Origin of the sequence: Pigmentiphaga sp. CHJ604 (assembly GCF_036972535.1) — a bacterium.
GTDB lineage: Bacteria > Pseudomonadota > Gammaproteobacteria > Burkholderiales > Burkholderiaceae_B > Pigmentiphaga > Pigmentiphaga daeguensis.
In genome coordinates, this window is record NZ_CP136998.1 from 2,483,335 (window position 1) to 2,507,319 (window position 23,985).

The 23,985-nt window shown below is 67.1% G+C and carries 24 protein-coding genes; 17 read left to right on the forward strand and 7 right to left on the reverse strand.

Translation table 11 applies throughout. From position 1 onward, the window contains the following. Positions 1-2 precede the first annotated feature (2 nt). The 3 genes from R4823_RS11950 to R4823_RS11960 all read left to right on the forward strand — a co-directional run bounded on the left by R4823_RS11950 (position 3) and on the right by R4823_RS11960 (position 2,287). Positions 3-1,139 carry an enoyl-CoA hydratase/isomerase family protein gene (locus tag R4823_RS11950; protein ID WP_087841243.1) on the forward strand — a complete coding sequence of 379 codons (1,137 nt, stop codon included), beginning with the start codon at positions 3-5 and terminating at the stop codon, positions 1,137-1,139. 19 nt (positions 1,140-1,158) lie between these two features. Continuing rightward, positions 1,159-1,848, forward strand: a complete 690-nt coding sequence (locus R4823_RS11955; RefSeq protein ID WP_279818405.1) for a YafY family protein — start codon at positions 1,159-1,161, stop codon at positions 1,846-1,848. 64 nt (positions 1,849-1,912) lie between these two features. Beyond that, positions 1,913-2,287: a VOC family protein gene (locus tag R4823_RS11960; protein WP_279818403.1), complete on the forward strand. Its 375-nt coding sequence runs from the start codon at positions 1,913-1,915 to the stop codon at positions 2,285-2,287. A 4-nt stretch (positions 2,288-2,291) separates the two neighbouring features. On the opposite strand, the gene R4823_RS11965 is transcribed toward R4823_RS11960, so the two are convergent. After that, entirely contained in the window at positions 2,292-4,010 is a 1,719-nt protein-coding gene (locus R4823_RS11965; protein WP_338618761.1) for a CocE/NonD family hydrolase, read from the reverse strand. Between the two features lie 22 nt (positions 4,011-4,032). Then, positions 4,033-5,019, reverse strand: coding sequence for a tripartite tricarboxylate transporter substrate binding protein (locus R4823_RS11970; RefSeq protein WP_338618762.1), 987 nt, complete (start codon positions 5,017-5,019; stop codon positions 4,033-4,035). A 257-nt stretch (positions 5,020-5,276) separates the two neighbouring features. Between R4823_RS11970 and R4823_RS11975 the strand changes: the two genes are divergently transcribed. The 11 genes from R4823_RS11975 to R4823_RS12025 all read left to right on the forward strand — a co-directional run bounded on the left by R4823_RS11975 (position 5,277) and on the right by R4823_RS12025 (position 16,623). Beyond that, entirely contained in the window at positions 5,277-6,119 is an 843-nt protein-coding gene (locus tag R4823_RS11975) for a p-hydroxycinnamoyl CoA hydratase/lyase (protein WP_338618763.1), read from the forward strand. A 21-nt stretch (positions 6,120-6,140) separates the two neighbouring features. Then, entirely contained in the window at positions 6,141-8,261 is a 2,121-nt protein-coding gene (locus R4823_RS11980; RefSeq protein ID WP_087841249.1) for an acetate--CoA ligase family protein, read from the forward strand. Between the two features lie 30 nt (positions 8,262-8,291). Further along, positions 8,292-9,455 carry an acyl-CoA dehydrogenase family protein gene (locus tag R4823_RS11985; protein ID WP_087841250.1) on the forward strand — a complete coding sequence of 388 codons (1,164 nt, stop codon included), beginning with the start codon at positions 8,292-8,294 and terminating at the stop codon, positions 9,453-9,455. Between the two features lie 141 nt (positions 9,456-9,596). Continuing rightward, a complete protein-coding gene (locus tag R4823_RS11990) occupies positions 9,597-10,388 on the forward strand; it encodes a xanthine dehydrogenase family protein subunit M (RefSeq protein WP_087841251.1) in 792 nt (263 codons plus the stop codon). A gap of 43 nt (positions 10,389-10,431) precedes the next feature. Next, complete coding sequence (locus R4823_RS11995; RefSeq protein ID WP_087841252.1) at positions 10,432-10,887, forward strand: carbon monoxide dehydrogenase subunit G; 456 nt, start codon at positions 10,432-10,434, stop codon at positions 10,885-10,887. Then, complete coding sequence (locus R4823_RS12000; RefSeq protein WP_279818394.1) at positions 10,884-11,381, forward strand: (2Fe-2S)-binding protein; 498 nt, start codon at positions 10,884-10,886, stop codon at positions 11,379-11,381. Before R4823_RS11995 ends, R4823_RS12000 begins: the two co-directional genes overlap by 4 nt. Then, the gene (locus tag R4823_RS12005) at positions 11,374-13,734 is read left to right on the forward strand and encodes a xanthine dehydrogenase family protein molybdopterin-binding subunit (RefSeq protein WP_338618766.1); all 2,361 of its coding nucleotides are present in this window, start codon (positions 11,374-11,376) and stop codon (positions 13,732-13,734) included. Before R4823_RS12000 ends, R4823_RS12005 begins: the two co-directional genes overlap by 8 nt. Continuing rightward, complete coding sequence (locus tag R4823_RS12010) at positions 13,731-14,465, forward strand: enoyl-CoA hydratase/isomerase family protein (RefSeq protein WP_087841255.1); 735 nt, start codon at positions 13,731-13,733, stop codon at positions 14,463-14,465. The genes R4823_RS12005 and R4823_RS12010 overlap by 4 nt, the downstream gene beginning before the upstream one ends. Positions 14,466-14,494: 29 nt before the next feature. Beyond that, complete coding sequence (locus R4823_RS12015) at positions 14,495-15,457, forward strand: tripartite tricarboxylate transporter substrate binding protein (protein WP_087841256.1); 963 nt, start codon at positions 14,495-14,497, stop codon at positions 15,455-15,457. A gap of 21 nt (positions 15,458-15,478) precedes the next feature. Further along, positions 15,479-16,210 (forward strand): SDR family oxidoreductase, encoded by a 732-nt coding sequence (locus R4823_RS12020; RefSeq protein ID WP_087841257.1) that lies wholly within the window; start codon positions 15,479-15,481, stop codon positions 16,208-16,210. Between the two features lie 11 nt (positions 16,211-16,221). Then, a complete protein-coding gene (locus tag R4823_RS12025) occupies positions 16,222-16,623 on the forward strand; it encodes a hypothetical protein (protein ID WP_087841258.1) in 402 nt (133 codons plus the stop codon). Between the two features lie 35 nt (positions 16,624-16,658). Here the strand turns inward: R4823_RS12025 and R4823_RS12030 are convergent, their stop codons facing one another. Beyond that, the gene (locus tag R4823_RS12030; RefSeq protein ID WP_087841259.1) at positions 16,659-17,351 is read right to left on the reverse strand and encodes a TetR/AcrR family transcriptional regulator; all 693 of its coding nucleotides are present in this window, start codon (positions 17,349-17,351) and stop codon (positions 16,659-16,661) included. Between the two features lie 181 nt (positions 17,352-17,532). Here R4823_RS12030 and R4823_RS12035 point away from each other — a divergent pair, with 181 nt between their 5' ends. The 3 genes from R4823_RS12035 to R4823_RS12045 all read left to right on the forward strand — a co-directional run bounded on the left by R4823_RS12035 (position 17,533) and on the right by R4823_RS12045 (position 20,582). Beyond that, complete coding sequence (locus R4823_RS12035; RefSeq protein ID WP_165963264.1) at positions 17,533-18,360, forward strand: alpha/beta hydrolase; 828 nt, start codon at positions 17,533-17,535, stop codon at positions 18,358-18,360. A 70-nt stretch (positions 18,361-18,430) separates the two neighbouring features. Further along, positions 18,431-19,402: a tripartite tricarboxylate transporter substrate binding protein gene (locus R4823_RS12040; protein WP_279818386.1), complete on the forward strand. Its 972-nt coding sequence runs from the start codon at positions 18,431-18,433 to the stop codon at positions 19,400-19,402. A 271-nt stretch (positions 19,403-19,673) separates the two neighbouring features. Then, on the forward strand, positions 19,674-20,582 hold the full coding sequence (locus tag R4823_RS12045) for a LysR family transcriptional regulator (RefSeq protein ID WP_087841262.1): 909 nt from the start codon (positions 19,674-19,676) through the stop codon (positions 20,580-20,582). Positions 20,583-20,598: 16 nt separating this feature from the next. On the opposite strand, the gene R4823_RS12050 is transcribed toward R4823_RS12045, so the two are convergent. From R4823_RS12050 to R4823_RS12065, 4 genes are all read right to left on the reverse strand, one after another. Then, positions 20,599-21,783 (reverse strand): FAD-dependent monooxygenase, encoded by a 1,185-nt coding sequence (locus tag R4823_RS12050; RefSeq protein WP_087841263.1) that lies wholly within the window; start codon positions 21,781-21,783, stop codon positions 20,599-20,601. Between the two features lie 3 nt (positions 21,784-21,786). After that, positions 21,787-22,779, reverse strand: a complete 993-nt coding sequence (locus tag R4823_RS12055; protein ID WP_279818382.1) for a tripartite tricarboxylate transporter substrate binding protein — start codon at positions 22,777-22,779, stop codon at positions 21,787-21,789. A 109-nt stretch (positions 22,780-22,888) separates the two neighbouring features. Next, positions 22,889-23,353 (reverse strand): MarR family transcriptional regulator, encoded by a 465-nt coding sequence (locus R4823_RS12060; protein ID WP_279818380.1) that lies wholly within the window; start codon positions 23,351-23,353, stop codon positions 22,889-22,891. A gap of 94 nt (positions 23,354-23,447) precedes the next feature. After that, positions 23,448-23,729: an HU family DNA-binding protein gene (locus R4823_RS12065; RefSeq protein ID WP_087841266.1), complete on the reverse strand. Its 282-nt coding sequence runs from the start codon at positions 23,727-23,729 to the stop codon at positions 23,448-23,450. Positions 23,730-23,985: the final 256 nt, after the last annotated feature.

Below are 23,985 nucleotides of genomic sequence, written 5' to 3' on the forward strand. Positions count from 1 at the left end.
TCATGCAGGCCCGCGCCACGCCTCCGGTCCACTTCCGTGAAATCTCCGCCGGCGGAGGGCGGCGCCTGGGCGTGGCCACGCTCGATGCGCAGGCCACGCTCAATGCCCTGTCGCTGGAAATGGCCGAAAGCCTGGCGGCGCAGCTCGATGCCTGGGCCGCAGATCCGGCCATCGCGGTCGTGGTGCTGGAAGGGGAAGGGCGCGCGCTATGCGCCGGCGGCGACCTGCGAAGCGTGTACCGCGAGATGCTCGAACACCGGGGCGACGGTCCGCCGCGCCGCATCGCCCGTTTCTTCGAGCGCGAATACGGCCTGAACCACGCGATCCATGTCTATCCCAAGCCGCTGCTGTGCTGGGGCAACGGCATCGTCATGGGCGGGGGCATGGGCCTGCTGATGGGCGCGAGCCACCGCGTCGTCACGGAAACGTCGCGCCTGGCCATGCCCGAGATCGTCATCGGCCTGTTTCCCGACGTGGGCATGTCCTGGGCCCTGAACCGCATGCCGGGCAAGTCGGGCCTGTTCCTGGGGCTGACCGGCGCGACGCTGCAAGCCGCCGACGCGCTGTTCGCCGGCTGGGCCGACTACCACATCGCCCATGCCCGCAAGCAGCAGGTGCTGGATGCGCTGGCCAGGCAGGCCTGGGCCGGCGATCGCCGCACCGACGACCTCCTGCTGCACGACGTGCTCGATGCCTGCCACGCCGCCCCGGATCCGGCGGAAGGCCCGTTGCGGCGCAATCTGGATGCCGTGGCGGCGCTGTGCCGGGCACCGGCGCTGGACGACGTCATCGGCGCCATCCTGCAATACGACGGCGGGGACCCGTGGCTGGAGGGGGCGCGCGATGCCCTGGCCAAGGGCGCGCCGAGCACCGCGCGGCTGGCCTGGGAACTGCAGCATCGCACGCGCCATATGTCGCTGGCCCAGGTCTTCCAGCTGGAGTACCAGGTCGCCCTGTGGTGCTGTACCCGCGGCGACTTCCAGGAAGGCATCCGGGCCTTGCTGATCGACAAGGACCGCCGTCCCGCCTGGAAGGCCACCCATGGGACCGAGGTCGGGGCCGCCTGGGCCGACCGGGCCTTCCGCGACATGGCCGCGGATTTTCCCGTGCCGGCTTCGTTGCGGGCCCTGGCCGGATAGCGGCCGCGAGCCTGCCGCCGTGTCCCGGTCCGAGCGCCTGTTCGCCTTGCTCCAGGCCCTGCGGCGCCGCAGGCGGCCGGTCAGCGGGCGGCTGCTGGCCGAGGAGCTGGGCGTCAGCCTGCGTACGCTCTATCGCGACATCGCCAGCCTGCAGGCCCAGGGTGCCCAGATCGAGGGCGAGCCCGGCCTGGGCTACGTGCTGAAACCGGGTTTCCTGCTGCCTCCCATGATGTTCTCGGAAGAAGAGATCGAGGCCCTGGTGCTGGGGTCGCGATGGGTGGCCCGCCGCACCGACGGACCGCTGGCCTGGGCGGCCCGCAATGCCCTGGCCAAGATCGCCGCCGTCCTGCCCGACGAGCTGCGCCACGGCCTGGATACGTCCGCGCTGCTGGTGGGGCCGGCGTCCGCCCAGGAGCGGGTGGACCTGTCCGAGATCCGCCGTGCGATCCGTGCCGAACACAAGCTCGACATCGTCTACCGCGACGGCGATGGCGCCGCCTCGCATCGCCTCATCTGGCCGTTCGGCCTGGGGTTCTTCGAGCAGTCGCGCGTGGTGCTGGGCTGGTGCGAACTGCGCCAGGATTTCCGCCATTTCCGGACCGACCGCATCCAGGCCATGACCGCCACGGACCAGCGCTACCCGCGCCGGCGCCAGGCCTTGCTGAAGGCATGGCGCGAGAAAGAGGGCATTCCTCCACAGGAAGTTTGATGCTGCCAGAAATTGGCAGCATGGGTCGCTATCCTGGACACGTCTACCAACCAGGAGCGACTTCATGGACCATCCCAACTTCGTCATTCTCTACGTCGACCAACCCGAGGCCAGCGGCCGGTTCTATGCGGACCTGCTGGGCGCCCGCCCGATCGAATCCTCGCCCACCTTCGTGCTGTTCGCGCTGGATACCGGCCTGATGCTCGGCCTGTGGTCGCGGCACACCGTCGAGCCGCCGGCCGGCGCGCCGGCCGGCGGCAGCGAACTCGTCTTGCGCATGGACAGCTACGAGGCGGTCGACGCGCGCTGCGCGGACTGGACGGCGCGCGGCATTTCGCTGCTCATGCCTCCCACGACCCTGGAGTTCGGCCGCTCCTTCGTCGCGCGGGATCCGGACGGGCATCGGTTGCGCGTGTTCGCCCCCGAAGCGGCACGATAGCCTGTCAGTCGCTGGCGGGGATGATGGGCAGCGTCAGATAGGACGCCTGTTCCGGTCCGCTGTACACGGTGGTACGGCCCTGGAAATCCTCGCCGCCGCGATCCGCGGGGTCGGTATGGGTGAGCCGGCCCTTGATGCCTTCGAATTCGAAATCCCTGCCTTGTATCGTCAGGCGCAGGCGGTAGCCGCGCGGGATGACGATGGAGGTGGGCCAGATTTCGAGGTCGAGGGGATAGGCGGTACCGGGTTCGATCTTCTGGACCTCGTCGTGCGCATGGAAGATCCGGTAAGGCATGGACATCTGTTCGTCGACCTTGCGGTGCGAGGCGCGCAGCCATCCCCGGGTCAGCGGCGTCGGTTCGTGGGCGCCGTCGAAGACGATTTCCTTGCCGTCGGGATCGAAAAGCCGGAGGACGGCGAAGAGGTCGGCATCCCGGGTGGAGGAGGACACCCAGATGCGCAGCGGGATGAAGCCGGTGATCTCGGTCGTGGCTTCGAAGGGCGGGGTGGTGAAGTCCAGGTGCTCGTGCTGGGCCTGAAAGCCGGCGCTGGCGGCTTGGGCGGGAGCGGCGGTATCGAGGGTCGCGTTGCCCGGATGCAGGTAGAACCTGGTCCACCGGGTGCGCGCGAGCGGAAACTCGTGTTCGGCGCGGCGGATTTCGCCCTCTACGGTCCGGATGGACAGCAGGACGGGCGGGGTCTGGTCCCAGCCGTTGGGCAGGCCTTTCAGGAAGTGATCGAAGAATTGTTTTTGCAGCGCGATGTAGCGGGGCAGGTAGAAGCTTTCGTAGTGGGTGCCGATGTGCATCGACAGCCATTTCTGCGTGGAGCCGGCACGCAGGTAGCCTTCGATGTTGCCGCGCAGGTGGTTGCCGGGGCCTCCCCAGTTGCCGGCGGACAGGACGGGGACGGTGATGCGGGAAAGGTCGGGCGTGCGTTCCTTGTGCCAGGCGTCGCACAAGCCGTGCCGCGCCATTTCCGCGGGATAGTCGCTGCGGTTGGCGGCCAGCAGGGCTGCGCTCAGCGCGGGGCCGGTCGTGGGCTGGCCGTCGTCGCGGTCGCGATAGGGGGTATCGCCGTTGCCATGCTGGTTGGACAGCACCTGCTTGGGCCACCATGAGTTCAGGAAGCCGTTGCTGCGGATGCCGCCATGGTAGCCGTAGTCGCGGTAGTGGTCGGACCGGCCCTCCCAGGGCACGATGGCGGCCAGGTGCCTGGGACGCAGCGCGGCGACACGCCATTGGGTGGCGGCATAGTACGAGATGCCGATCAGGCCGACCTTGCCGTTGCTCCAGGATTGCGTGCCGGCCCACTCGATGGCGTCGCGGTAGTCCTGGATTTCGCGCGGCGACATGGGGTCGAGGTAGCCCGGCGACTTGCCGCTGCCGCGCGCGTCGACGTGGATGACGACGTAGCCGTCGGGCACCCACCGCTCGGGGTCCACGGTTTCCCAGCGCAGGTAGCGGCCAGTGGAGCCGTCCTGGCACAGGCCGGGATGCAGGCGCTGCAGTTTCTCCCATTGCGGCTTGAAGCCGTCGGCGAAGTGGACGTCCTTGCCGTATACCCCCTGGGCCATGACGACAGGGTAGCGCCCCGGTTCGGCGGGGCGGAAAACGTTCGCCTTCAGGACGATGCCGTCGTCCATCGGGATCTCGACGTCTTTTTCGAAGACGAGGGCATGGGGGGCGGCTCGATGCCGGGCTGGGGTGTTCGGTTCGGTCACGATCGGGTCTCCGCTTGCGTGGCTATTGTTTTTCGATCCTGGCGGCCTGCATGATGTCGGTGTAGGTCGCGGTTTCCTTGGCGAGGTAGTTCGCCATGTCCTGGGGCGACCCGCCCGCCACGTCCAGCCCCATGGAGGCAAGGCGCTCCTTGATCGCGGGCGAGGCCAGCGCGTCGTTGAAGGCGCGGTTCAGCTTGGCGACGATCTCGGGCGGCGTGCCCGCCGGGGCCAGCGCCCCCTGCCAGCCACCCTGGACTTCATAGCCGGCGACGCCGGCTTCCTCCATCGTCGGCACGTCGGGCAATTGCGGGAAACGCGTCGAGCCGGTCACGGCGATCGCGCGCAGCGTTCCGCTCTTGACCTGTTCGATCGCCGAGACCGGGTTGAGGAAGGCCAGCTTCACTTCGCCGGACATGACCGCATTCATGGCGGGGGCGGCGCCCTTGTAGGGGACGTGTACCAGGTGGGTGCCCGCCTTGTAGTTGAAGTACTCGGCGACCAGGTGCATGGTGTTGCCGATGCCGGCCGAGCCGTAGGGGATGTTGGAGTTGGCCGGCTTGGCGAGCTTGACCAGGTCCTGCACGGTCTTGACCAGCAGGGAGGGCGTGACCACGAGTACCTGGCCGCGCGTCGATCCCACCAGCACGACGGGGACGAAATCCTTGGCGGTGTCGTAGGGCAGGGACTTGTACAGCAGGGGATTGATGACGTGCGAGCCGGTCGTGTAGAGCAGGGTATAGCCGTCGGCCGGCGCCTTGGCCACGAGCTCCGACGCGATGATGGAGTTGGCTCCCGCGCGGTTCTCCACGATGACCGCCTGCTTGAGCCGCTTGCCCATTTCCTGGGCGAGGATGCGCGACACGGTGTCGGGGTTGCCGCCGGGCGAAAAGGGCAGGATCAGCTTGATGGGACGGTCGGGAAACGTGTCGCCGCCGGCGGCGGGCGCGGCGATGGTCAGGGCTGCGAGGCAGGCTGTGGAAAGCCCAGCCAGAAAAACCGGGTTCTTCATGATGTGTTCCTCCTCCATGGCGGTATTCCCGACGGGATCGGGACGCGCCTCTTGTCGTTGTCGTTCAGGCGGTCTGGAAAAAAATCGATAAAACTCTCAATGAAAATTTTTGTCGATAAAATTATATGGATAAAAACAATATCGACGATCAAGGAAAACCCCGAGCCCTCATGAAATAAAAGAATGTTTCCTTATATAAAGTAATCTTATATAATGCCTCGTACGCAATTCATCCGGCATCCACGAGGAGACAAGCCATGAGCACCAGCCAGACCGCCGTCCAGTCCAACGACCAATCGCCCGTACTCGTCGATTTCGAAGACGGCATCGCATGGGTCACCTTGAACCGGCCCACGAAACGCAACGCCATCAACCCGGGCATCGTCTACAACATGGTCCGGGTGCTGGAGGAACTCGAGGCGGACGACCGCTGCAAGGTCCTGGTGCTGACCGGCGCGGGCGACGCGTTCTCGGCCGGCATGGACCTGCGCGAATACTTCCGCGGCACGGACAACGATCCCAAGGAACGCATCAAGCTGTATCGCGCCAACGCCCAGTGGCAATGGCGCCAGTTGCGCTTCTACGCCAAGCCCACCATCGCCATGGTCAACGGCTGGTGCTTCGGCGGCGCCTTCACGCCGCTGGTGTCCTGCGACCTGGCGATCGCCGCCGAGGAAGCGCAGTTCGGGCTCTCCGAGATCAACTGGGGCATCATCCCGGCCGGCGTCGTCAGCCGCGCGGTGGCCTCGCTCGTGCGCGAACGCGAAGCCATGTACTACGTGATGACGGGCGAAACCTTCGACGGCCGCCGCGCCGCGGATATCGGCCTGGTCAACGAGGCCGTGCCGCGCGAGCGCCTGCGCGAGCGGACCCGTCAACTGGCCAAGGTCCTGATGGAAAAGAACCCCACCGTGCTGCGCACGGCCAAGATCGCCCATCGCATGGCGGCCGAAATGAGCTGGGAGCAGGCGACCGATTACCTGATGGCCAAGGTCGACCAGTCCACCTTCCACGATCCCGAGCGCGGCCGCGACAATGCCATGAAGCAATTCCTGGACGAGAAGTCGTTCAAGCCCGGCCTCGGCGCGTATCAGCGCTAAGACGGCACGAAGGGGTATCGCATGTCTTCATTCGCTCTGGACCGCCTGCTGCGGCCCAAGTCGATCGCCGTGGTCGGCGCTTCGCCCGAGCCGGGTTCGGTCAGCGGCCTGCTGTTGGCCAACCTGCAGCGCTTCGGCTATGCCGGGCAACTGCATCTGGTCAGCCGCAGCCGGGACGAAGTCAACGGCATCCGCTGTTTCAAGTCCATCGACGAACTGCCGGAAGGCGTGGACGTGGCCGTGCTGGTGGTGCCGCAGGTGGCGGTGGCCGATTCCGTCGCGGCCTGCGGGCGCCGGGGCGTGGGCGCGGCGGTGGTGTTCGCCTCGGGTTTTGCCGAAATGGGCGACGAAGGCCGGGCCGCGCAGGAGGCCATGGCCGCCATCGCGCACCGCCATGGCGTGGCGGTGCTGGGGCCCAACTGCCTGGGGTTCATCAATTTCGCGGATGCCGTCCCGCTGACCTTCGAGCCGGTGCAGCCGGCGCCGGTCCGCAGCGGTCCGCGCATAGGCATCGTGGCCCAGAGCGGCGCGATGAGCGGCAACCTGCGCCAGGCCTTCCTGGGGCGCGGGCTGGGGGTTTCGTTCTCGATCTCGACCGGCAACGAAGCGGTGCTGGGCGCCGAGGATTTCCTGTCCGCGCTGGTCGATGCGCCCGACGTCGACGCTTTTGCGGTGTTCGTCGAAATGCTGCGCAAGCCCGCCGAATTCCTGCGCGTGGCGAGCCGCGCGCGCGAGCTGGGCAAGCCCATCGTGCTGATGCACCCGGGCCGCAGCCAGCGCGCCCGCGAGGCGGCCAAGTCGCACACGGGCGCATTGGCGGGCGACCACCAGGTCATGCGCACGCTGGTCGAGCGTGAAGGCGTGGTGGTGGTCGACAGCATGGACGAAATGTTCGATGTGACGGCCATCCTGGCGCGCTACCCGCAGCCCGTGACCGAAGGCCGGGCCGCCGTGGCCTCGAACTCGGGCGCCCTGCGCGGACTGGCGCTGGATTTCTGCGAAGACATCGGCCTGCAACTGGCCGATTTCCAGCCCGCCACGATGCAGGCCTTGTCGCAGATCCTGCCGGACTTCATGGCGCCCGACAATCCGCTGGACCTGACGGCGATCGGCATGCAGAAACCGGAGATCTTCGGGCTGTCGGCGCGGGCCATCCTGGACGATCCCGGCGTGGGGAGCCTGATCATGCCGCTGATGGGCGGCTCGCCCGCGCAGCAAGTGGCCAAGGCGGATTCACTGTTGCCGGTGATGCAGGCATCGCGCAAGCCGGTGTGCTTCGTCATCATGGGCGACAGCGGCCCGCTGGGCAGCGAATTCCTGGAGCGGGTCCATGCGAGCGGCATGCCGTTCCTGCGGTCGCCCGACCGCGCCATGCGTGCCATGGCCCACGTGCACCGCTACGGACGCCTGCACGCCGAGGCGGCCGAACGCAGCGGGGCGGAATCCGGCCTGCGCCGCGACGATCTTCAGCCGGGGCCGCTGGCCGAGTTCAAGGGCAAGCAATGGCTGCGCGAGCTGGGCATCTCCACGCCACGGGGCGGGCTGGCCCGCACGCCGGCCGAAGCCGAGGCGCTGGCGCGCGAGATCGGCTATCCGGTGGTGCTCAAGGCCCAGGCCGACACGCTCATGCACAAGAGCGACGTGGGCGGCGTGGCGGTCAACCTGCGCGATGCCGCGGCGCTGGGCGATGCGTGGCAGCGCATCCAATCCTCGGTGGCCCGGCATTGCCCGGATATCGCGCTGGACGGCATGCTGGTCGAGGCCATGTCCAGCCCCGGCCTGGAACTGGTGGTGGGCGGGCGCCGCGATCCCAATTGGGGCGTGGTGACGCTGGTGGGGCTGGGCGGGATATGGATCGAGGCCTTGCACGACGTACGCCTTTTGCCGCCCGACCTGACCGAGGCGCAGATCATGCGTGAACTGCAGCGCCTGAAGGGCGCCAAACTACTGTCCGGCCTGCGCGGCGCGCCGCCGGTGGACGTGGCGGCGGTCGCGGCCGTGGTGCGGCGCCTGTCCGCGCTGATGCTGGCCAATCCCGGGATCGCGGAGATCGACATCAATCCGCTGATTGCCTTGCCCGCGGGCAAGGGCGTCGTGGCCCTGGACGCGCTGTTCGTCATGGATGCGGCGCCGGCGTCCTGAGGGCGCCGCGCTTGTACGGAGAGCAATCTTATGTCGTCATTCGATAGCGAGACCTTTCCTCAGTTGATGGACTCGGTCGAGCGCTTCATCCGCCAACGCCTGATGCCGCTGGAGCGGCAGGTGGAGGAAAAGGAGGAAGTGCCGCCCGAGGTCATCGAGGAAATGAAGCAAATGGGCCTGTTCGGCCTGGGGATTCCCGAGGCCTACGGCGGCTGCGAACTGGACCTGATGCAGGAATTGCAGGTGCAGATGGCCTTCAGCTATACCTCGCCGGCCTTCCGGCTGGTGTTCTGGCCCAACGTGGGCATAGGCAGCAAGGGCCTGGTGCTGGCCGGTACCGAGGAGCAGAAGCAGAAGTATCTGCCGGGCCTGGCCAGTGGCGAGCTGCGCGCGGCATTCTGCCTGACCGAACCCGACGCCGGTTCGGACGCGGCCAGCCTGAGGACGCGTGCCGAGCGCGACGGCGACATGCTGGTCATCAACGGCACCAAGCGTTTCATCACCAACGCCACGCGTGCCCACGTCTTCACCGTCATGGCGCGCACCGACCCGTCCCGTCCGGGCGCGGCCGGCATCAGCGCCATCCTGGTCGATCGGGATACGCCGGGGCTGCACATAGGCAAGTCCGAGAAGAAGCTGGGCCAGCGCGGCTCGCCCATCAGCGACGTGATCTTCGAGAACGTGCGGGTGCCGGTATCCAACGTGATAGGCGGGGAGCCCGCGCTGGGCCAGGGGTTCAGGACCGCCATGCAGGTGCTGGATCACGGCCGCATCAGCGTGGCGGCCTCGGGGCTGGGCATGGCGCGCCGGCTGATCGACGAGGCGGCGCGCTACGCCCTGCAGCGCAAGCAGTTCGGCCAGCCCATCTCCGAATTCCAGCTGGTGCAAGCCATGCTGGCCGATTCCGAAACCGAATACCTGGCCGGACACGCGCTGGTGATGCAGGCGGGCCAGGCCCTGGCGCGCGGAGAAGACGTGCGCAACCAGGCGGCGGCCGCCAAGTATTTCTGCTCGGAGGCGCTGTCGCGCATCGCCGACCGGGCCCTGCAGATCCACGGTGGCTCGGGCTACGTGGCCGATCACCACGTCGAACGCCTGTACCGCGATGCCCGGGCGCTGCGCATCTACGAAGGCACCTCCCAGGTCCTGCAACTGGTCATCGCCCGTACGATGCTCAAGCGCTACCAGGATTGAGCGCCATTTTCGACACTTATCGAAAATGTTTGTGAGGCCATCGCAAACCCGTGTTTCAGCCTTTGCGGTGTTTCTTCTACAGTTAGCGGGGATCAGGCGGCGCGGCATGTCGCGGCCGCCCACGATAATGACGGAGACGATGTGTACCCCCTGAGCTATGTGCGTCCGGCCACCTTGCAGGAAGCGCTGGACTGCCTGGCCCGCGAGCCCGAAGCCCGCCCCCTGTCGGGCGGCATGACCCTGGTGCCCACGCTCAAGCAGCGGCTGGCGGCGCCTTCGCACCTGGTTGACCTGACGCGCCTGCCGGAGCTGCAAGGCATCTCGCGCGACGGCGACATGCTGAAAATCGGTGCCGCCACGCGCCATGTACACGTGGCCGAATCGGCCCTGGTGGGCGAGACCATTCCGGGCCTGGCGGCCCTGGCCGGCCTGATCGCCGATCCGCAGGTGCGCAACCGCGGCACCATGGGCGGATCGGTGGCCAACAACGATCCCTCCGCCGACTATCCGGCCGCCGTGCTGGGGCTGGGGGCGACCGTGGTCAGCAGCGGCCGGCGCATCGCCGCCGACGATTTCTTTACCGGCATGTTCGAGACCGCGCTGGTCCCGGGCGAGATCATCGTGGGCTTCGAGTTTCCCATTCCTCGCCGCAGCGCTTATGCCAAGTATCGCCACAAGGCCACGGGCTACGCGGTAACGGGCGTGTTCATCGCCGATACCGCGCAGGGCGTGCGGGTGGCGGTGACCGGGGCCGGGCCCTGTGTTTTCCGCTGGCACGAGGCGGAGGCGGCGCTGGCCGGCGGCGACGCCGGGGCGCTGGCCACGGTTCCCCTGGATGCCGATGAACTGAACGACGACCGCGCGGGCAGCGCCGCCTATCGCGCCAACCTGGTGCGGGTGATGGCGCGGCGCGCCTGGGCGCAATTATCTTGAATCGCGGACGGCCCGGAGCGAGGCCGAGCAAGGTGGAGAAGTCATGGAACTGAAAGGATCGCATACGTTGCGGGCGCCCCGCGAACGGGTATGGGAATACCTGAACACCCCGGAAATCCTGCAGGCATGCGTGCCCGGCTGCGAATCGTTCACCGCCGGAGCGGCGCAGGACGAGTACGCCGCCGTGGTGGTGGCCGCCATCGGCCCGGTGAAGGCGCGCTTCAAGGGGACCCTGAGCATCGCGGACAAGCGCCCGCCGCAGGGCTATCGCATCGTCGGCCAGGGCGACGGCGGCATCGCCGGCTTCGGGAAAATGGTGGCCGATGTCGAGCTGGCCGAAGACGGGGAGGGCACGGTGCTGACCTACGTGGCGCAGGCCCAGGTCGGCGGCAAGCTCGCGCAGATAGGCGCGCGGCTGGTGGGCTCGGTCGCCAACAAGATGGCGGCCGAGTTCTTCGAACGCTTCAGCGCCAAGGTGGAAGAGAAGGTCGCGCCATGAGTCGTGTGGAACTGCGCGTCAATGGCGTGGCGACGAGCCGCGAGGTGGATGACCGGACCCTGCTGGTGGAACTGCTGCGCGGCGAGCTGGGCCTGACCGGCACCCACGTCGGCTGCGACACCAGCCAGTGCGGCGCATGCACGGTCAAGCTCGACGGCGCCGCGGTCAAGTCGTGCACGGTGCTGGCCGCGCAGGCCAGCGGCGGCGAGGTGCTGACCGTGGAGGGATTGTCGACGCCGCAGCAGCTGGGCGAGGTGCCGGCGGCCTTCGTCGCCTGCCATGGCCTGCAATGCGGTTTCTGTACGCCGGGCATGATGATGGCGATCGACTACTACCTGGATACCGACGGCTCGCTGGACGACGAGCGCATCCATCGCGCCCTGGAAGGAAACATCTGCCGCTGCACCGGCTACGTCAACATCATCGAGGCGGTCAAGCACGCGGCTCGTGCCCGTGCCGAAGCGGGCAAGCCGGTCGGGAGGCAGCATGGATAGCCGATTGGTCGGCCAGCCGCGCCCGCGCGCCGAAGACCAGCGGCTGGTGCGGGGCCAGGGCCGCTATACCGACGACGTGAATCTGCCCGGCCAGGCCTACGGCGCATTCGTGCGGTCCACGCATGCCCATGCCATCATCCGCGGCATCGACATCGAGGCGGCGGCGCAGGCGCCCGGGGTGATCGCCGTGCTGCGCGGCCAGGATTACCTGGATGACGGCCTGCGCGGCATGGACCACATTCCCAATCCCGCCGATGCCATTGCCTTCAAGGAGCGCGCCTTCCAGCATTCGCTGACCGGCAGCATTTTCAATCAGCGGCATCTGCCCTTGGTGGTGGATCGCGTGCGCCACGTCGGCGAGCCGGTGGTGCTGGTGGTGGCCCGCAGCATGCGCGAGGCGCGCGATGCCTGCGAAATGGTGCAGATCGACTATGAGCCCTTGCCCGCCGTGGTGGACGCGGTGCAGGCAATGGAAGACGGGGCGCCGCAATTGTGGGACGGCGCCCCGCGCAATCTGTGCTTCCAGGCCCGGGTGGGCGATGAGGCCGCGGTGCGCGAAGCCTTTGCCCGCGCCCATTGCGTCGTGCGCCGGGAATTTCGCAACAGCCGCGTCGTCAATTGCCAGATGGAGCCGCGCTCGGCGCTGGGCAGCTTCGACGCCAGTTCCGGCGAATACCTGCTGATCTCGGGTAGCCAGGGCGTGACGCGCCAGCAGATGTGCATCGCCGATGCATTGGGGATATCCCCGGCGAAATTGCGGGTGGTGTCGCCTGACGTGGGCGGCGGCTTCGGTCCGCGCAGTTGCGTGAATCCCGATCAGCTTGCGGTGCTGTGGGCCGCGCGCCGCGTCGGGCAACCGGTGAAATGGACCAGCGACCGCAACGAGGCCTTCCTGTCGGACTACCAGGGGCGCGACCAGGTCATACGGGCGGCCATCGCATTCGATGCGCAAGGACGCATCCTGGGCATAGACAACGAGATCATCGGCAATATCGGCGCCCATACCGTGTCGTATGTGCCGCTGGCCAACGGCTCGCGCATCATGACCACGGTCTACCACGTGCCCGCGGCCACGGCGCTGCTGTCCGCGGTGCTCACGAACACGCCGCCAACCGGTCCTTATCGGGGCGCGGGCCGTCCGGAAGCCACGCATGTGATGGAACGCATGCTGGATATCGCCGCCGACGAGATGGGCATGGACCGCATCGAACTGCGCCGGCGCAATCTCATCCAGCCGGCGCAGATGCCGTATCGCAGTCCCATGGGGCTGACCTACGACAGCGGCAGCTTCGCCGCCAACATGGAGCGGGCCCTGGTGGTATCGCAGTGGAGCGAGGCGGAGCAGCGCAAGCGCGATGCGCGCGCGCGCGGCAAATTGCTGGGCACGGGGCTGGCCAATTATGTGGAGTCGCCGGTGGGCGCGCCGCGCGAGCGCATCGAGATCACCATAGGCACCGACGGCAGTGTCGACTTCGTGGTCGGCACGCAAAGCACGGGGCAAGGACACGAGACCAGCTTCGTCCAGGTGCTGGCCGACGAGCTGGGCGTGCCGTTCGAGGCCGTGACCATGCGCACCGGCGATTCACGCTTCGTCAAGGTGGGCGGCGGTTCGCATTCGGACCGTTCCATGCGCCTGGTGGGCCACCTGCTGGTGCAGGCCGGCGAGCGCCTGCGGTCCACGGCGCTGTCGGCCGCGGCATCGATGTGGGGCCTCCAGGTGCAGGACCTGTGCTACGAGGACGGCCGGGTGCGCGACCAGGCCGGGCAGCATGTGGCTGGCCTGGGCGAGATCGCGGCCCATATCGGGCGCGAAGGCATGCCCGGCAATCCGGAAGAGCGCCGTTTTTTCGCCGAGGCCGAGTTCAACGGCCGCATCGCCGCCCATCCCACGGGCACGGCGGTGTGCGAACTGGAGATCGATCCCGAGACCGGCGACGTGGAGATCGTGCGCTATACGTCCATCGACGACGTCGGACGCCCGATCAATCCGCTCATCGTCGAAGGCCAGGTGCATGGCGGCCTGGCGCAAGGCATAGGGCAGGCCTTTTTCGAGGACTACCATGTCGATCCGGAAAGCGGACAGATCTTCAGCGGTTCGTACATGGACTACGGCGTGGCGCGCGCGGGGGCGATTCCGCGGCGCTTCGACGTGGAGCTGACCGAAGACCGCACCCACGGCAACGCGCTGGGGGTGAAAGGCGGCGGAGAGAGCGGCATCACGCCTGCCACGGCCGCCATTTTCAACGCGCTGGCCGATGCGCTGCGCGGCATCACGCGCGAGGAACTGCCCATGCCGGCCACGCCCTCCGCGATCTGGTCGGCCATACAACGCGCACAAGGAGTACAGCCATGAGCGAGCCGGTATCGGTACGCAGCCATTCGGGCCTGCTGGATATCGTGTTGAACACCCCCGAGAACGGCAATCTCATGAGCGCAGAGATGGGCCGGCTGATCATCGATGCCGTCTCCAACCTGGACGAGCAGGTCCGTTTGATCCGCCTGTCGGGCGAGGGCGAGGATTTCTGCGCCGGGCGGGTCTCGCCCATGCCCAGGCCGGGCTCGACGCCGACCGGCGAGGCTCTGCGGCGCAATGTGGCGATGCCGGCGCTCGCGCTGTACGACGCGCTCAAGACGGCGCCGGTGCCGGTGCTGTCCGTCGTGCATGGCAAGGCCTATGGCGTCGGCTGCGCCCTGGCGGGCGTGTGCGACATCACGCTGGCCGCGGAAGACGCGAGCTTCCAGATTCCCGAGATGGAGCGCGACATTCCTCCTGCCCTGGTGATGTCGGCGCTGATCGGCCGGGTGCCGATGAAGACGATCGCGCGCATGGTGCTGACGCGGGACCTGGTGGGCGCCCGCGAGGCCTGGCAGGCCGGTTTGGCCAGCGAGGTCGTCCCGCGCGCCGAGCTGCGGTCGCGGGCCGACCGCATCGCGGCCACGATCCTGGAGTGCAGCCCGGTCACGGTGCGCGCGGTCAAGCAATTCATGGAGCTGGCGCCGGGACTGCCGGTAGGCACCTCCAGCAGCCTCGCCGGGCACCTGTCCGGCACCGCGCTATCGGCCAAGTTCGAGCGCCCGGCGTGACGACACGCTTTCGAGAGGAGACGACATCGATGAAGAAGTGCCTTGCCGCGTTTGCCGCGATCACCCTGATGGCCGGCGCGCCGGCCCTGGCCGCCGACTACCCCGTGCGGCCCGTACGCATGTTGCTGGGATATCCCGCCGGCAGCGGCATCGACAATGTGGCGCGCCAGGTGGCTGCGGGATTGGAAAAGGAGCTCGGCCAGCCGGTGGTGGTGGAAAACAAGGCCGGCGCGCTCGGCAACCTGGCCGCCGACTTCGTGGCCAAGGCGCCTGCCGACGGCTACACCATCCTGTTCACGCCGAACTCCACCCATGCGGCCAACGTCCATTTGTTCAAGAAGCTGCCCTTCGATCCCATCAAGGATTTCGCGCCGGTGGGCACGGTGGCCAGCCTGGGGTTCGTCCTGCTGGTGGCGCCCGAACACACCAAGGTCGACAACGTCGCGCAGTTGACCAAGATGCTCAAGGATCAGCCCGGCAAGTATTCGTGGGGCAGCGGCAACGCCACGGGACAGGTGGCGGGAGAACTCTACAAGACACTGGCCGGCGTCGATGCCGTCAACGTGCCTTACAAGGGCGTGCCGCCGGCCATGACCGACCTGATCGGGGGGCGGGTGAGTTTCCTGTTTGCCGACGCGACGCTGGCCATTCCCCAGCTCAAGGGGGGCCGCGTGAAGGCGCTGGCGGTGACGGGCAGCAAGCGGCCCACGTCGTTGCCCGATGTGCCCACCATGGCCGAAGCCGGGGTGCAAGGCTACGACCTGGGGGGATGGTTCGGCATCTTTCTGCCCGCCAATCCGCCCGAGTCCGTGCGCAAGACGCTGAGCGCCGCGTTGCTCAAGGTCACCGGCAGCCCCGAGATGGCCCGCTTTCTGCGTGGCATCGGCGCCGAACCCCTGAGTGGAGGGCCGGACGATCTCGCGCGGGTGGTGGCGGTCGATACCGAGAAGTGGGGGCGCATTATCCGCGCCGCGGGCATGACCGTCGAATGACGGGCAACGGACGGGGCAAACATGCGAAGTCTTGAGGATCGCGTCGCGATCGTGACCGGCGCCAGTTCCGGCATAGGCCGGGCCGTGGCGGTGGCGTTCGGCCAGGCCGGCGCGCGCGTGGTGCTGGCCGCCCGCAGCCGGGATGCCTTGGACGAGACGGCACGGATGGTACGCGAGGCGGGCGGCGAGGCGCTCGCCTGCGTCACCGATGTCGGCCGTGAGGAAGACGTGGCGCGATTGTTCGGCGCGGCGCTTGCCGCCCATGGCCGCGTGGACGTGCTGGTCAACAACGCCGGCGTCACCACCAGTCAGCCTATCGAGGACATGAGCCTGGACACCTGGCGCAGCGTCCTCGATGTGAACCTGACCGGTGCTTTCCTTTGCAGCCGCGAGGCCTTTCGGGTCATGAAGCCGCGGCGCCAGGGACGCATCATCAACATTGGCAGCGTGGCGGCCAAGGTGCCGAGGCCGGACTCGGTGCCGTACACGACGACCAAGCACGGCTTGTCCGGCATGACCCATGCGCTGGCGCTGGACGGACGGGCGCACGGCATCGCGGTCAGCGTGCTGCATCCCGGCGTGACCGAGTCGGCGCTGGCCGCCAAGTCCGGCCGCAAGTTCGAACCCGGCGAGTTGATGAAGGCCGAGGACGTGGCCCGCGTCGTGCTGCTGATGGCCAGCCTGCCGCCCGAAGTGAATTTTTACGAAGGCACGATGTTTCCGCTGTCCATGCCTTTGCTGGGTAGGGGCTAAAATCCCGAGGCATGAACGCCTCGTTTCCCATCCGCAAGGAATGCCCGCCCGGCGCCTGTATCTGCGAACGCGACCATTTGCTGGCCGACCCGCAGGGCGATAGGCGCATTCTTCTTTTGACCAAGGAAGAAGAGAAGCGGCTGGTGGCTCGCCTCGAGGCCCTGGCCTCCCTGGAGGACCTGATGGCGATGCAGGCGCGCATGCATGCGCAACTGGGTATCGTGCTGCATATCGAGCCCAGCGCCAACGAAGTCCGTACGGTGCGCGGTATCGCCATCGAACTGGCGGAACAGCGGGGCTTGTGCCGCAAGACGCGTGAGGCCATTCCCGCCGCGATCCGCCGCTGCTTCGAACGCACGCCCGGGATCGTCTACGCCTTGCTCGATTCGCGCGACCTGTTGGGAGGGGCGTAGCCCGCACGGCGGGCCGCGCCGCATGGCGTCGCCGCTCAGTCGGTGGATGCCAGCGCCTGCCGTTCGGCGTCCATGGGCGCCAGCCCCTCGATAGCCAGGCGCAGCAGCGCGCGCAGCGAGGCCAGGCCGACGCCGGGGCGCGGCGTGGGCTGGCTGAGCCAGCGCCGCACTTCGGCCAGATAGATGGTGACGAACAACGAGGCGATGAGCTCGGGGGCCGCGTTGCTGCCTATTTGCCCCTGCTCCTGTTTGCGCCGCACCACGTCGGCCAGCATGGCGTAAATGTTGGCGCGGCGGGCGTAGAAACGGCGCGTTTCCTCGCCACGGTCGCTGCTGCGAGCCAGGAAGTCCGAGGTGGCCTGCACGGCCGGCCGCGAGATCTGCGGATGCCTGGCCCAGTAGCGGTACCGCAGCTCAAAGAAAGCCATGAGCAATTCGATCAACGGGCCGTCCCGCTGTAGCACCCTGGCGCCTTTGTCGTTCACGGCATCCAGGTCGTTGTTGACGATCATCATCAACAGATCGAGCTTGTCCTCGGCGTAGACGAAGATGGTTCCGATGGCCACTTCGGCGCGCTGCGCGATCTCGCGCGTGGTCGCCGCGTCGTAGCCTTTTTCCAGGAAGATGTCGCGCGCTGCGTGCTTGATGCGCCGCAGCTTGTCGAGTTTGGCGCGCTCGCGCAAGCCCAGTTCCTGGTTCGGGGACGACGAAGCGGATGGATTCTTCATGAAAGAGCAGGACGCGAAGGAATGAGGGGCGGCGGGGCCGGGCCGCCTATTCTAGAAGAACTCGGCAGGCCTCCCGCGCGATGATGCAAGATTCTCTTGATAAGTAAAGAAACTTTATATAAGGTGTTATTATCATAAGCGCCGGATGTCACCGGACGCGAGAGAGACAAGGGTGTATGAAATGGTCGACGCGCTGGGGCAATCCGCCCGGATCCACACCACGGTTGACGATGGCCGGGCCGTAGTCTGGCGGCAATGGGGCGCCGGCCCGCTGGTCGTCCTCCTGCACGGCAACAGCGGTTCGTGGACGCATTGGGTGCGCAACATCGCCGCTCTGGCCGAACGCTTCACGGTGCTCGTGCCCGATCTGCCCGGCCATGGCGATTCCGACCTGCCGGCGGGCGACGTGTCGTGCGCCGCTTTCGCCAGTCTGTTGTGGCGCGGCATCGATCAGATCGCGGGTCCCGATGCAAACGTGGCGCTCGTCGGATTTTCCCTGGGCTCGGTCCTGGGGGAGAGCATGGCGCGGCAACAGCCACTGCGCGTCCGCCAGATACTGTTGTTGCGCGGAGCTTTCACGCGCACGGTGCCGCGGCCGCCGGAATTGCTGCGTTGGCGCGGCATAGCCGATCCGGCTGAGGCGGCCCGTATCCACCGGCACAACCTTGAAGTTTCCATGTTCGGCGACGCCGCCCTGGTCGATGACCAGGCCGTCCGGCTGCATGCCGACAACCTGGAGCGTTGCCGGCTGGACACCCGGCCGCTGCTGGCCAGCCGCGAACTGGAGGCTTTCCTGGGCCTGCGTTGTCCGGTGCACGGCATTGCCGGCGAACGCGATGTCTACGGCGGCGGCGATGCGCCCGCGCAAGGCCGCGCCCTGCGCGAGGCGCTGCCGCAGGCTGTCTTCGACATGATTCCCCGGGCGGGCCACTGGGCGGCCTACGAGGCCGCGGATACGGTGAATGCCCTGATGGTGCGGTCGCTGGAAATGAAACATGATCAAATTTGATCGCGTTCAAAAATAAGAAAGGCCGCCACCGAGCGGCAGGACCCATATGGCTATGAGAAAGGAGACTGCAATGAAGAAGATGATCATGACGGCCCTGGCGACCGCGACCGTGCTGGCCTTGCCGGCGGCGCAGGCGCAAGGGGATTTTCCCAATCGTCCGCTGAGGCTGGTGGTATCGTTCCCGCCGGGCGGCAGCACGGACCTCATCGCCCGCGTCATGGCACCCGTCATGTCCAAGCAGCTGGGCCAGCAGGTGGTGGTCGAGAACAAGGGCGGGGCGGGCGGCAACATCGGCGTCGAATCGGTGGTTCGATCGGCGCCCGATGGCTACACGATGGTATTCAGCGGGGCAGGCGCGCTGGGCATCAACAGCGTGCTGTATCGGACGATGCCTTTCGATCCCGTCAAGGATCTCATCCCGGTCAGCATGGTTGCGAGCTCGCCCTTTGTCTTGGTGGGACCGGCGAACTCGCCGTACAAGGACGTCAAGGCCCTGCTTGCCGCGGCCAAGGCAGAGCCGGGCAAGCTGTCGATCGGCCATGGCGGCCTGGGCACGGTCATGCACCTGGCCAGCGAGCTTTTCAATCAGATTGGAGACGTGAAGACCGTCCTGGTGCCCTACAAGGGCACGGGCCCGGCCACCACCGATGCGCTGGCCGGGCAGATTCCGCTGGCGATGAGCGATACGCCCAGCGCCATGGCATATATCAAGGAAGGGCGCATGAAGGCCTTCGCCGTGACGACGCGCGAACGGTCGAGCTCTCTGCCCGACGTGCCGACGCTGGACGAGTCGGGCATGAAGGGCTACGAGGCCATGGGCTGGTTCGGGATCGCCGTGCCCGCCGGCACGCCCGAACCCGTCGTCAAGCGCCTGAACGCGGCGATCCGGGCGGCGCTGAGCGACCCCGGCGTGATCGAACGCGTGCGTGCGGCCGGCGCCGATCCCGCGCCGACCTCGCCCGAAGAGTTCCGCAAGATCATCGCTACCGATATCTCGAAGTGGGGCGATATCGTGCGCCGGACGGGGCTGAAGCTGGATTAAGACCCCCCCTACGCGCTGACGCGCGCTCAGAATGGTGGGCCCCCAGCCGCTACGCGGCAGCCCCCCAAGGGGGCCGGGACCCGCCTTGGGGCGGCCCGGCGCCGGGTCCCGGGGGGCGATGCGGGTGGACCGGAAGGGAAGCCCACCCCCTACGCCCTTCGGGCGCCCCCTTAAGGGGGCGATGCGGGTGGACCGGCGGAGCCGGATCCACCGCATCCTGGGTCTGGGGCGGTGATGCGCAAAGAGGGGGGAAAACTGAAATAATTGGCGCATGAATATTTCTTTGCGCCAATTGCGGGCTTTTCTGGGGGTGGCGGCATCGGGTAATTTCACCCGCACCGCCCAGCGTCTGCATCTTAGCCAGGCGGGGCTGAGCGCGACCATTCGCGAACTCGAATCCCAGCTCAATACCCGGTTGTTCGAACGTACCACCCGCGCGGTGGTGTTGACCGAGGCCGGCCGTGTCTTTCTGCCCGCGGCGGAATTGGTCGAGCGTGAACTCAGCGCGGCGGCGACCCGCCTGCGCGACATGGGGCGCCAGGAAGGCGCCGCCTTGCGGCTGGCATTCACGCCCTTGATGGCGGCCAATGTCGTGCCGGAGACCATGCGTCGGTTCCTGGCGGACCACCCGCAGGTCGAGGTCGAGATCATCGCCGGCAGCCCCCTCGAAATCCAGCAACTGGTCGAGACGGGCGAGGCCGATGCGGCGTTCGGCGCGTTTTTTTCCAAGGTGTCGGGGCTGGTGCGCAAGGCGCTGGCGCCATCGGGGCTGCTGGCGGTTTATGCGCCGGGAAGCTATGCGCCGGTTCCGTCGGCGAAGGGGCGCAAGGACACGACCTGGGAGATCCTGCGCGATCAGCCCTATGTGGCGCTGACGGAAGACAGCCCCATTCATCAATTGGCGGAAGAGGCCCTGTTCAAGCACCAGATCAACATCGGCCGCCGCATCGCCGTACAGCACCTGGATACGGCGCTGGGGCTGGCAGAGCAGGGCTTCGGCATCGCCATCATTCCGGAGTTTTCGCAAAGCGCGTGCGCACGCTACGCCGTGGAGCACCGGGTGATCAGTCCGGCGGTGACTTTCGATTTCTGCTACGTGATGCGGGCGGGGGCGCCCCGGCCCGATACCTTGACTGAATTCACCGAGGTCTTCAAGGCCGTGATGGCGACCCGCACGTAGGGGAAGGCGCGGCCGATCAGATGGGCACGGTTTCGACGTCGTAGGTGAAGAGCCACTCGTAGCGTTCCTTCACCCGGTCTTCCTGCCATTCGCGGTTCACGTAGGCGGCCGCGCCCTCGGCGTGGGCCAGTTCCCGGTTGTGGAATCGCTTGGCGTTGGCATTGGCGCCCAGGATGACATTGGCGGTGCGATCCTTGCGTGCCTGCTCGTAGCGTTGCAGCGCCTGCGCCGGGTCCGCGTACTGGCGCAATGCGCGCGCCAGGATGTAGCCGTCTTCCAGGGCCATGCCCGCGCCTTGCGCGAGGAAAGGCAGCATGGGATGGCAGGCGTCGCCCAGCAGGGTGGCCCGGCCTTCGCTCCAGCGGGGCATGGGGTCCCGAACCATCAGCGCCCATTTGTAGGGAACGTCGATGGCGCGCACCAGGGTATGCACGTCCTCGTTCCAACCGCGCAAATCGTTCAGGCATTCTTCGGTGGTGCCGCGCTCGGTCCAGGACTCGACCTGCCAATCGCTGCGTTCCACGGCCGCGACGAAGTTCACCAGCTTGTAGCCGTGCAGCGGATAGTGGATGACGTGGGCGCCGGGGCCGACCCAATTCACGCCCACCGGGCGGCTCAGGCGCTCGGGCAGCTTGTCGGCCTCGATCACGCCGCGCCAGGCGACCAGGCCGGAGAAATCGGGCCGGTCGGCGCCGAACAACTGGCCGCGTACCAGCGAATGCACGCCGTCCGCGCCGACCAGCACGTCGCCCTGGAAGCTTCGGCCGTCGGCCGTGTAGGCGGTCACGCCGTCGCCGTTCTGCTCGAAGCGCTCGAACTTGGCGCCCAGCACCAGGGCGTCGGGATCGGCGCGCCGCACGCCGGCGGCGATGGCCTGGTGCAGGTCGGCGCGATGCACGGTCAGGTACGGATAGCCGTAGAGTTCCCGCGATACGTCGCCCAGGTTGAACAGGTTCCAGGTCTGGCCGGTGTTCCACAGCCGCACGATCTTGCCTTCCGGCTCGCAGGCCTGTTCTCTCAAGTCGCCTTCCAGGCCCAGCGCGTACAGCACGTGCACGGCGTTGGGCCCGAGTTGTATGCCCGCGCCGACTTCCTTCAATTGCGGGGCTTGTTCCAGGATGCGGACCTGGAAACCTTGTTGGAGCAGGGCGAGGCCGGCGGTCAGTCCGCCCAGGCCGCCGCCGGCGATGATGATGCGCATGAGTCAGTCCAGTGTGGTGTTGGTGCGTTTGATCAATTCGGCCCAGCGCTTGGTGTCGCTCGCCAGGAAGCTGCGGAATTCGTCCGGCGTGGTTTTGATGACGTCCTGACCGCCGGCCTTCATCTGGCTCATCAGCTCGGGATCGTCCTGGGCCGCGCGCAGCGCGGCATTGAGCTTTTGAACGACGGCGGCCGGCGTGCCGGCAGGCGCCACCAGGCCGGTCCAGGAATACGATTCGAAATCGCCGCCGAAGACTTCGCGCACGGTGGGCACCTGCGGCATGTCGGCCGAGCGTGTGGCGCCGCCGGTGGCAAGTACCTTGGCCCGGCCGCTTTCCAGGTAGGGCCGCACGACGGTGATGGTCTCCAGCGTCATGTCGATCTGGCCGCCGATCATGTCCGCCAGCGCCGGCGCTCCGCCTTTGTAGGGAACGTGCAGGATGTTCGCGCCGGACACCTCCTTGAACCATTCGCCGGTCAGGTGGTTGATGGAACCGTTGCCGGCGGAACCGTAGGACACCTTGTTCTTGGCGGCATAGGCGACCAGTTCCTGCAAGGTATTGGCGGGAAAGGCATGGCGCACCACGAGCAGGATGGGGCTGCGCGCCACCAGGCCGATGTGCGCGAAGGATTCCATCGGCGAGTAGGCCAGGTTGCGGTACAGCCCTGGCGCCACGCCCAGGCTGCTGGTGCTGGCCCACAGCAGGGTGTGGCCATCGGGCTTGGCGCGCGCGACCGAGGCGGAGCCGACCGTGCCGCCCGCGCCGGCGCGATTCTCGATCACCACGGGTTGGCCGAGTTGTTTCGACAGCGTCTTGCCCACCAGTCGTGCGGTGGTATCGGTGGGACCTCCGGGCGGGAAAGGCACGACGATGGTGACAGGCCCGGCGGGAAATTCGGCTGCCACGGCCGATGCGGTGCCGGCCAGGGCCAGTGTTGCCAAGGTGGCGAGGCACGCACGCCGCATCGGCATTGCGCGCAGGATCCGCTTGTTCATCGATGTCCCCTCATTGTCCGTGTTGGGGGACTATAAAGTGAAGCGATGAGCGAGCTGAATCACATAATAATTATGGAATCACAAGGAATTTCGATCAGCGCGATGCACGCTATGTGGCGCCGATATGCCGGCTGCGCAAATCGTCGATGACGGTGCGCAACAATCCGCGAAAGGTCTTGAGCTCCTTGGGGCTGAGGCTGGAGAAGGCCTCCTGCTCGAAGCGGTTCAGCTCGCGCGTGCCGGCCTCGACCACTTCGCGTCCGGCCGGGGTAAGCGTGATGCGCAGGATGCGCCGATTGCTGGCGTCTTCCTTGCGCTCGAGCAGGCCGCGCTCTTCCAGGGTCGAGAGCAATTGGCCCATCGACTGGGGAGTGACGTAGAAGCGCCTGGACAGATCCGCGGAGGACAGCTTTTCACGGTGCGCGACCACGGACAGCACGGTGAACTGGATGCCCGTTACGCCATAGGGCTTGAGCAGGGCGTCGCTGAAGTTGCGGAGGGGATGGTGTACCTGCGAGACCAGGTAGGTGGTGCTGGGACCGCTGAAGGGCTCGGCGGGTTGGTCGGTAGACAAGAATGACTCCGGGAGCGAAGGATTCTTGCAGTGTAAGGCAGACTGATTCGGCGCGCACCGCCGCGGTAGGCGGGGGCGCGCGTGGCGGCGACGCTTACTTGGCGTCGACGGCGTCTTTCAGGACCTTGGCGGCGCTGAAAGCGGGGGCCTTGCGGGCAGCGATCTGGATCGCTTCGCCGGTACGGGGGTTGCGGCCCGTCTTGGCGGCTTTTTCTTTCACCGAGAACTTCCCGACGCCAGGCAGCACGACCTCGTCGCCCTTGGCCAGCGTGTCGCGCAGGGCATCGCCCAGCGCATCGATGAAGGCTTCGGAGACATTCTTGGGTTGTTGGGTGCGCTCGGCGAGAGCGTCGATCAGTTCCTTCTTGGTGCGCATGCGTACTCCTTGAAAAAATATCGGCAGACGGGCCGGATGGCCCTCTGCCTATGCACAGAGCCGGCATTCAAACAATCTTGGAGCAGAAATGCAAGTCCGGCGGTCAACGGCGGCGACCGGCGCAGCGGCGGGCGAGAGCGGCCACTGCGCGGCGGCGCCCGCGAACCCTACCTGAAAAATCCTGCGAAGTTGCAACAGCCGTAGGCGTCATGTTGGCCGCGACTTCGTTCAAAATCAGGGTGTACGCGGCAAGTTC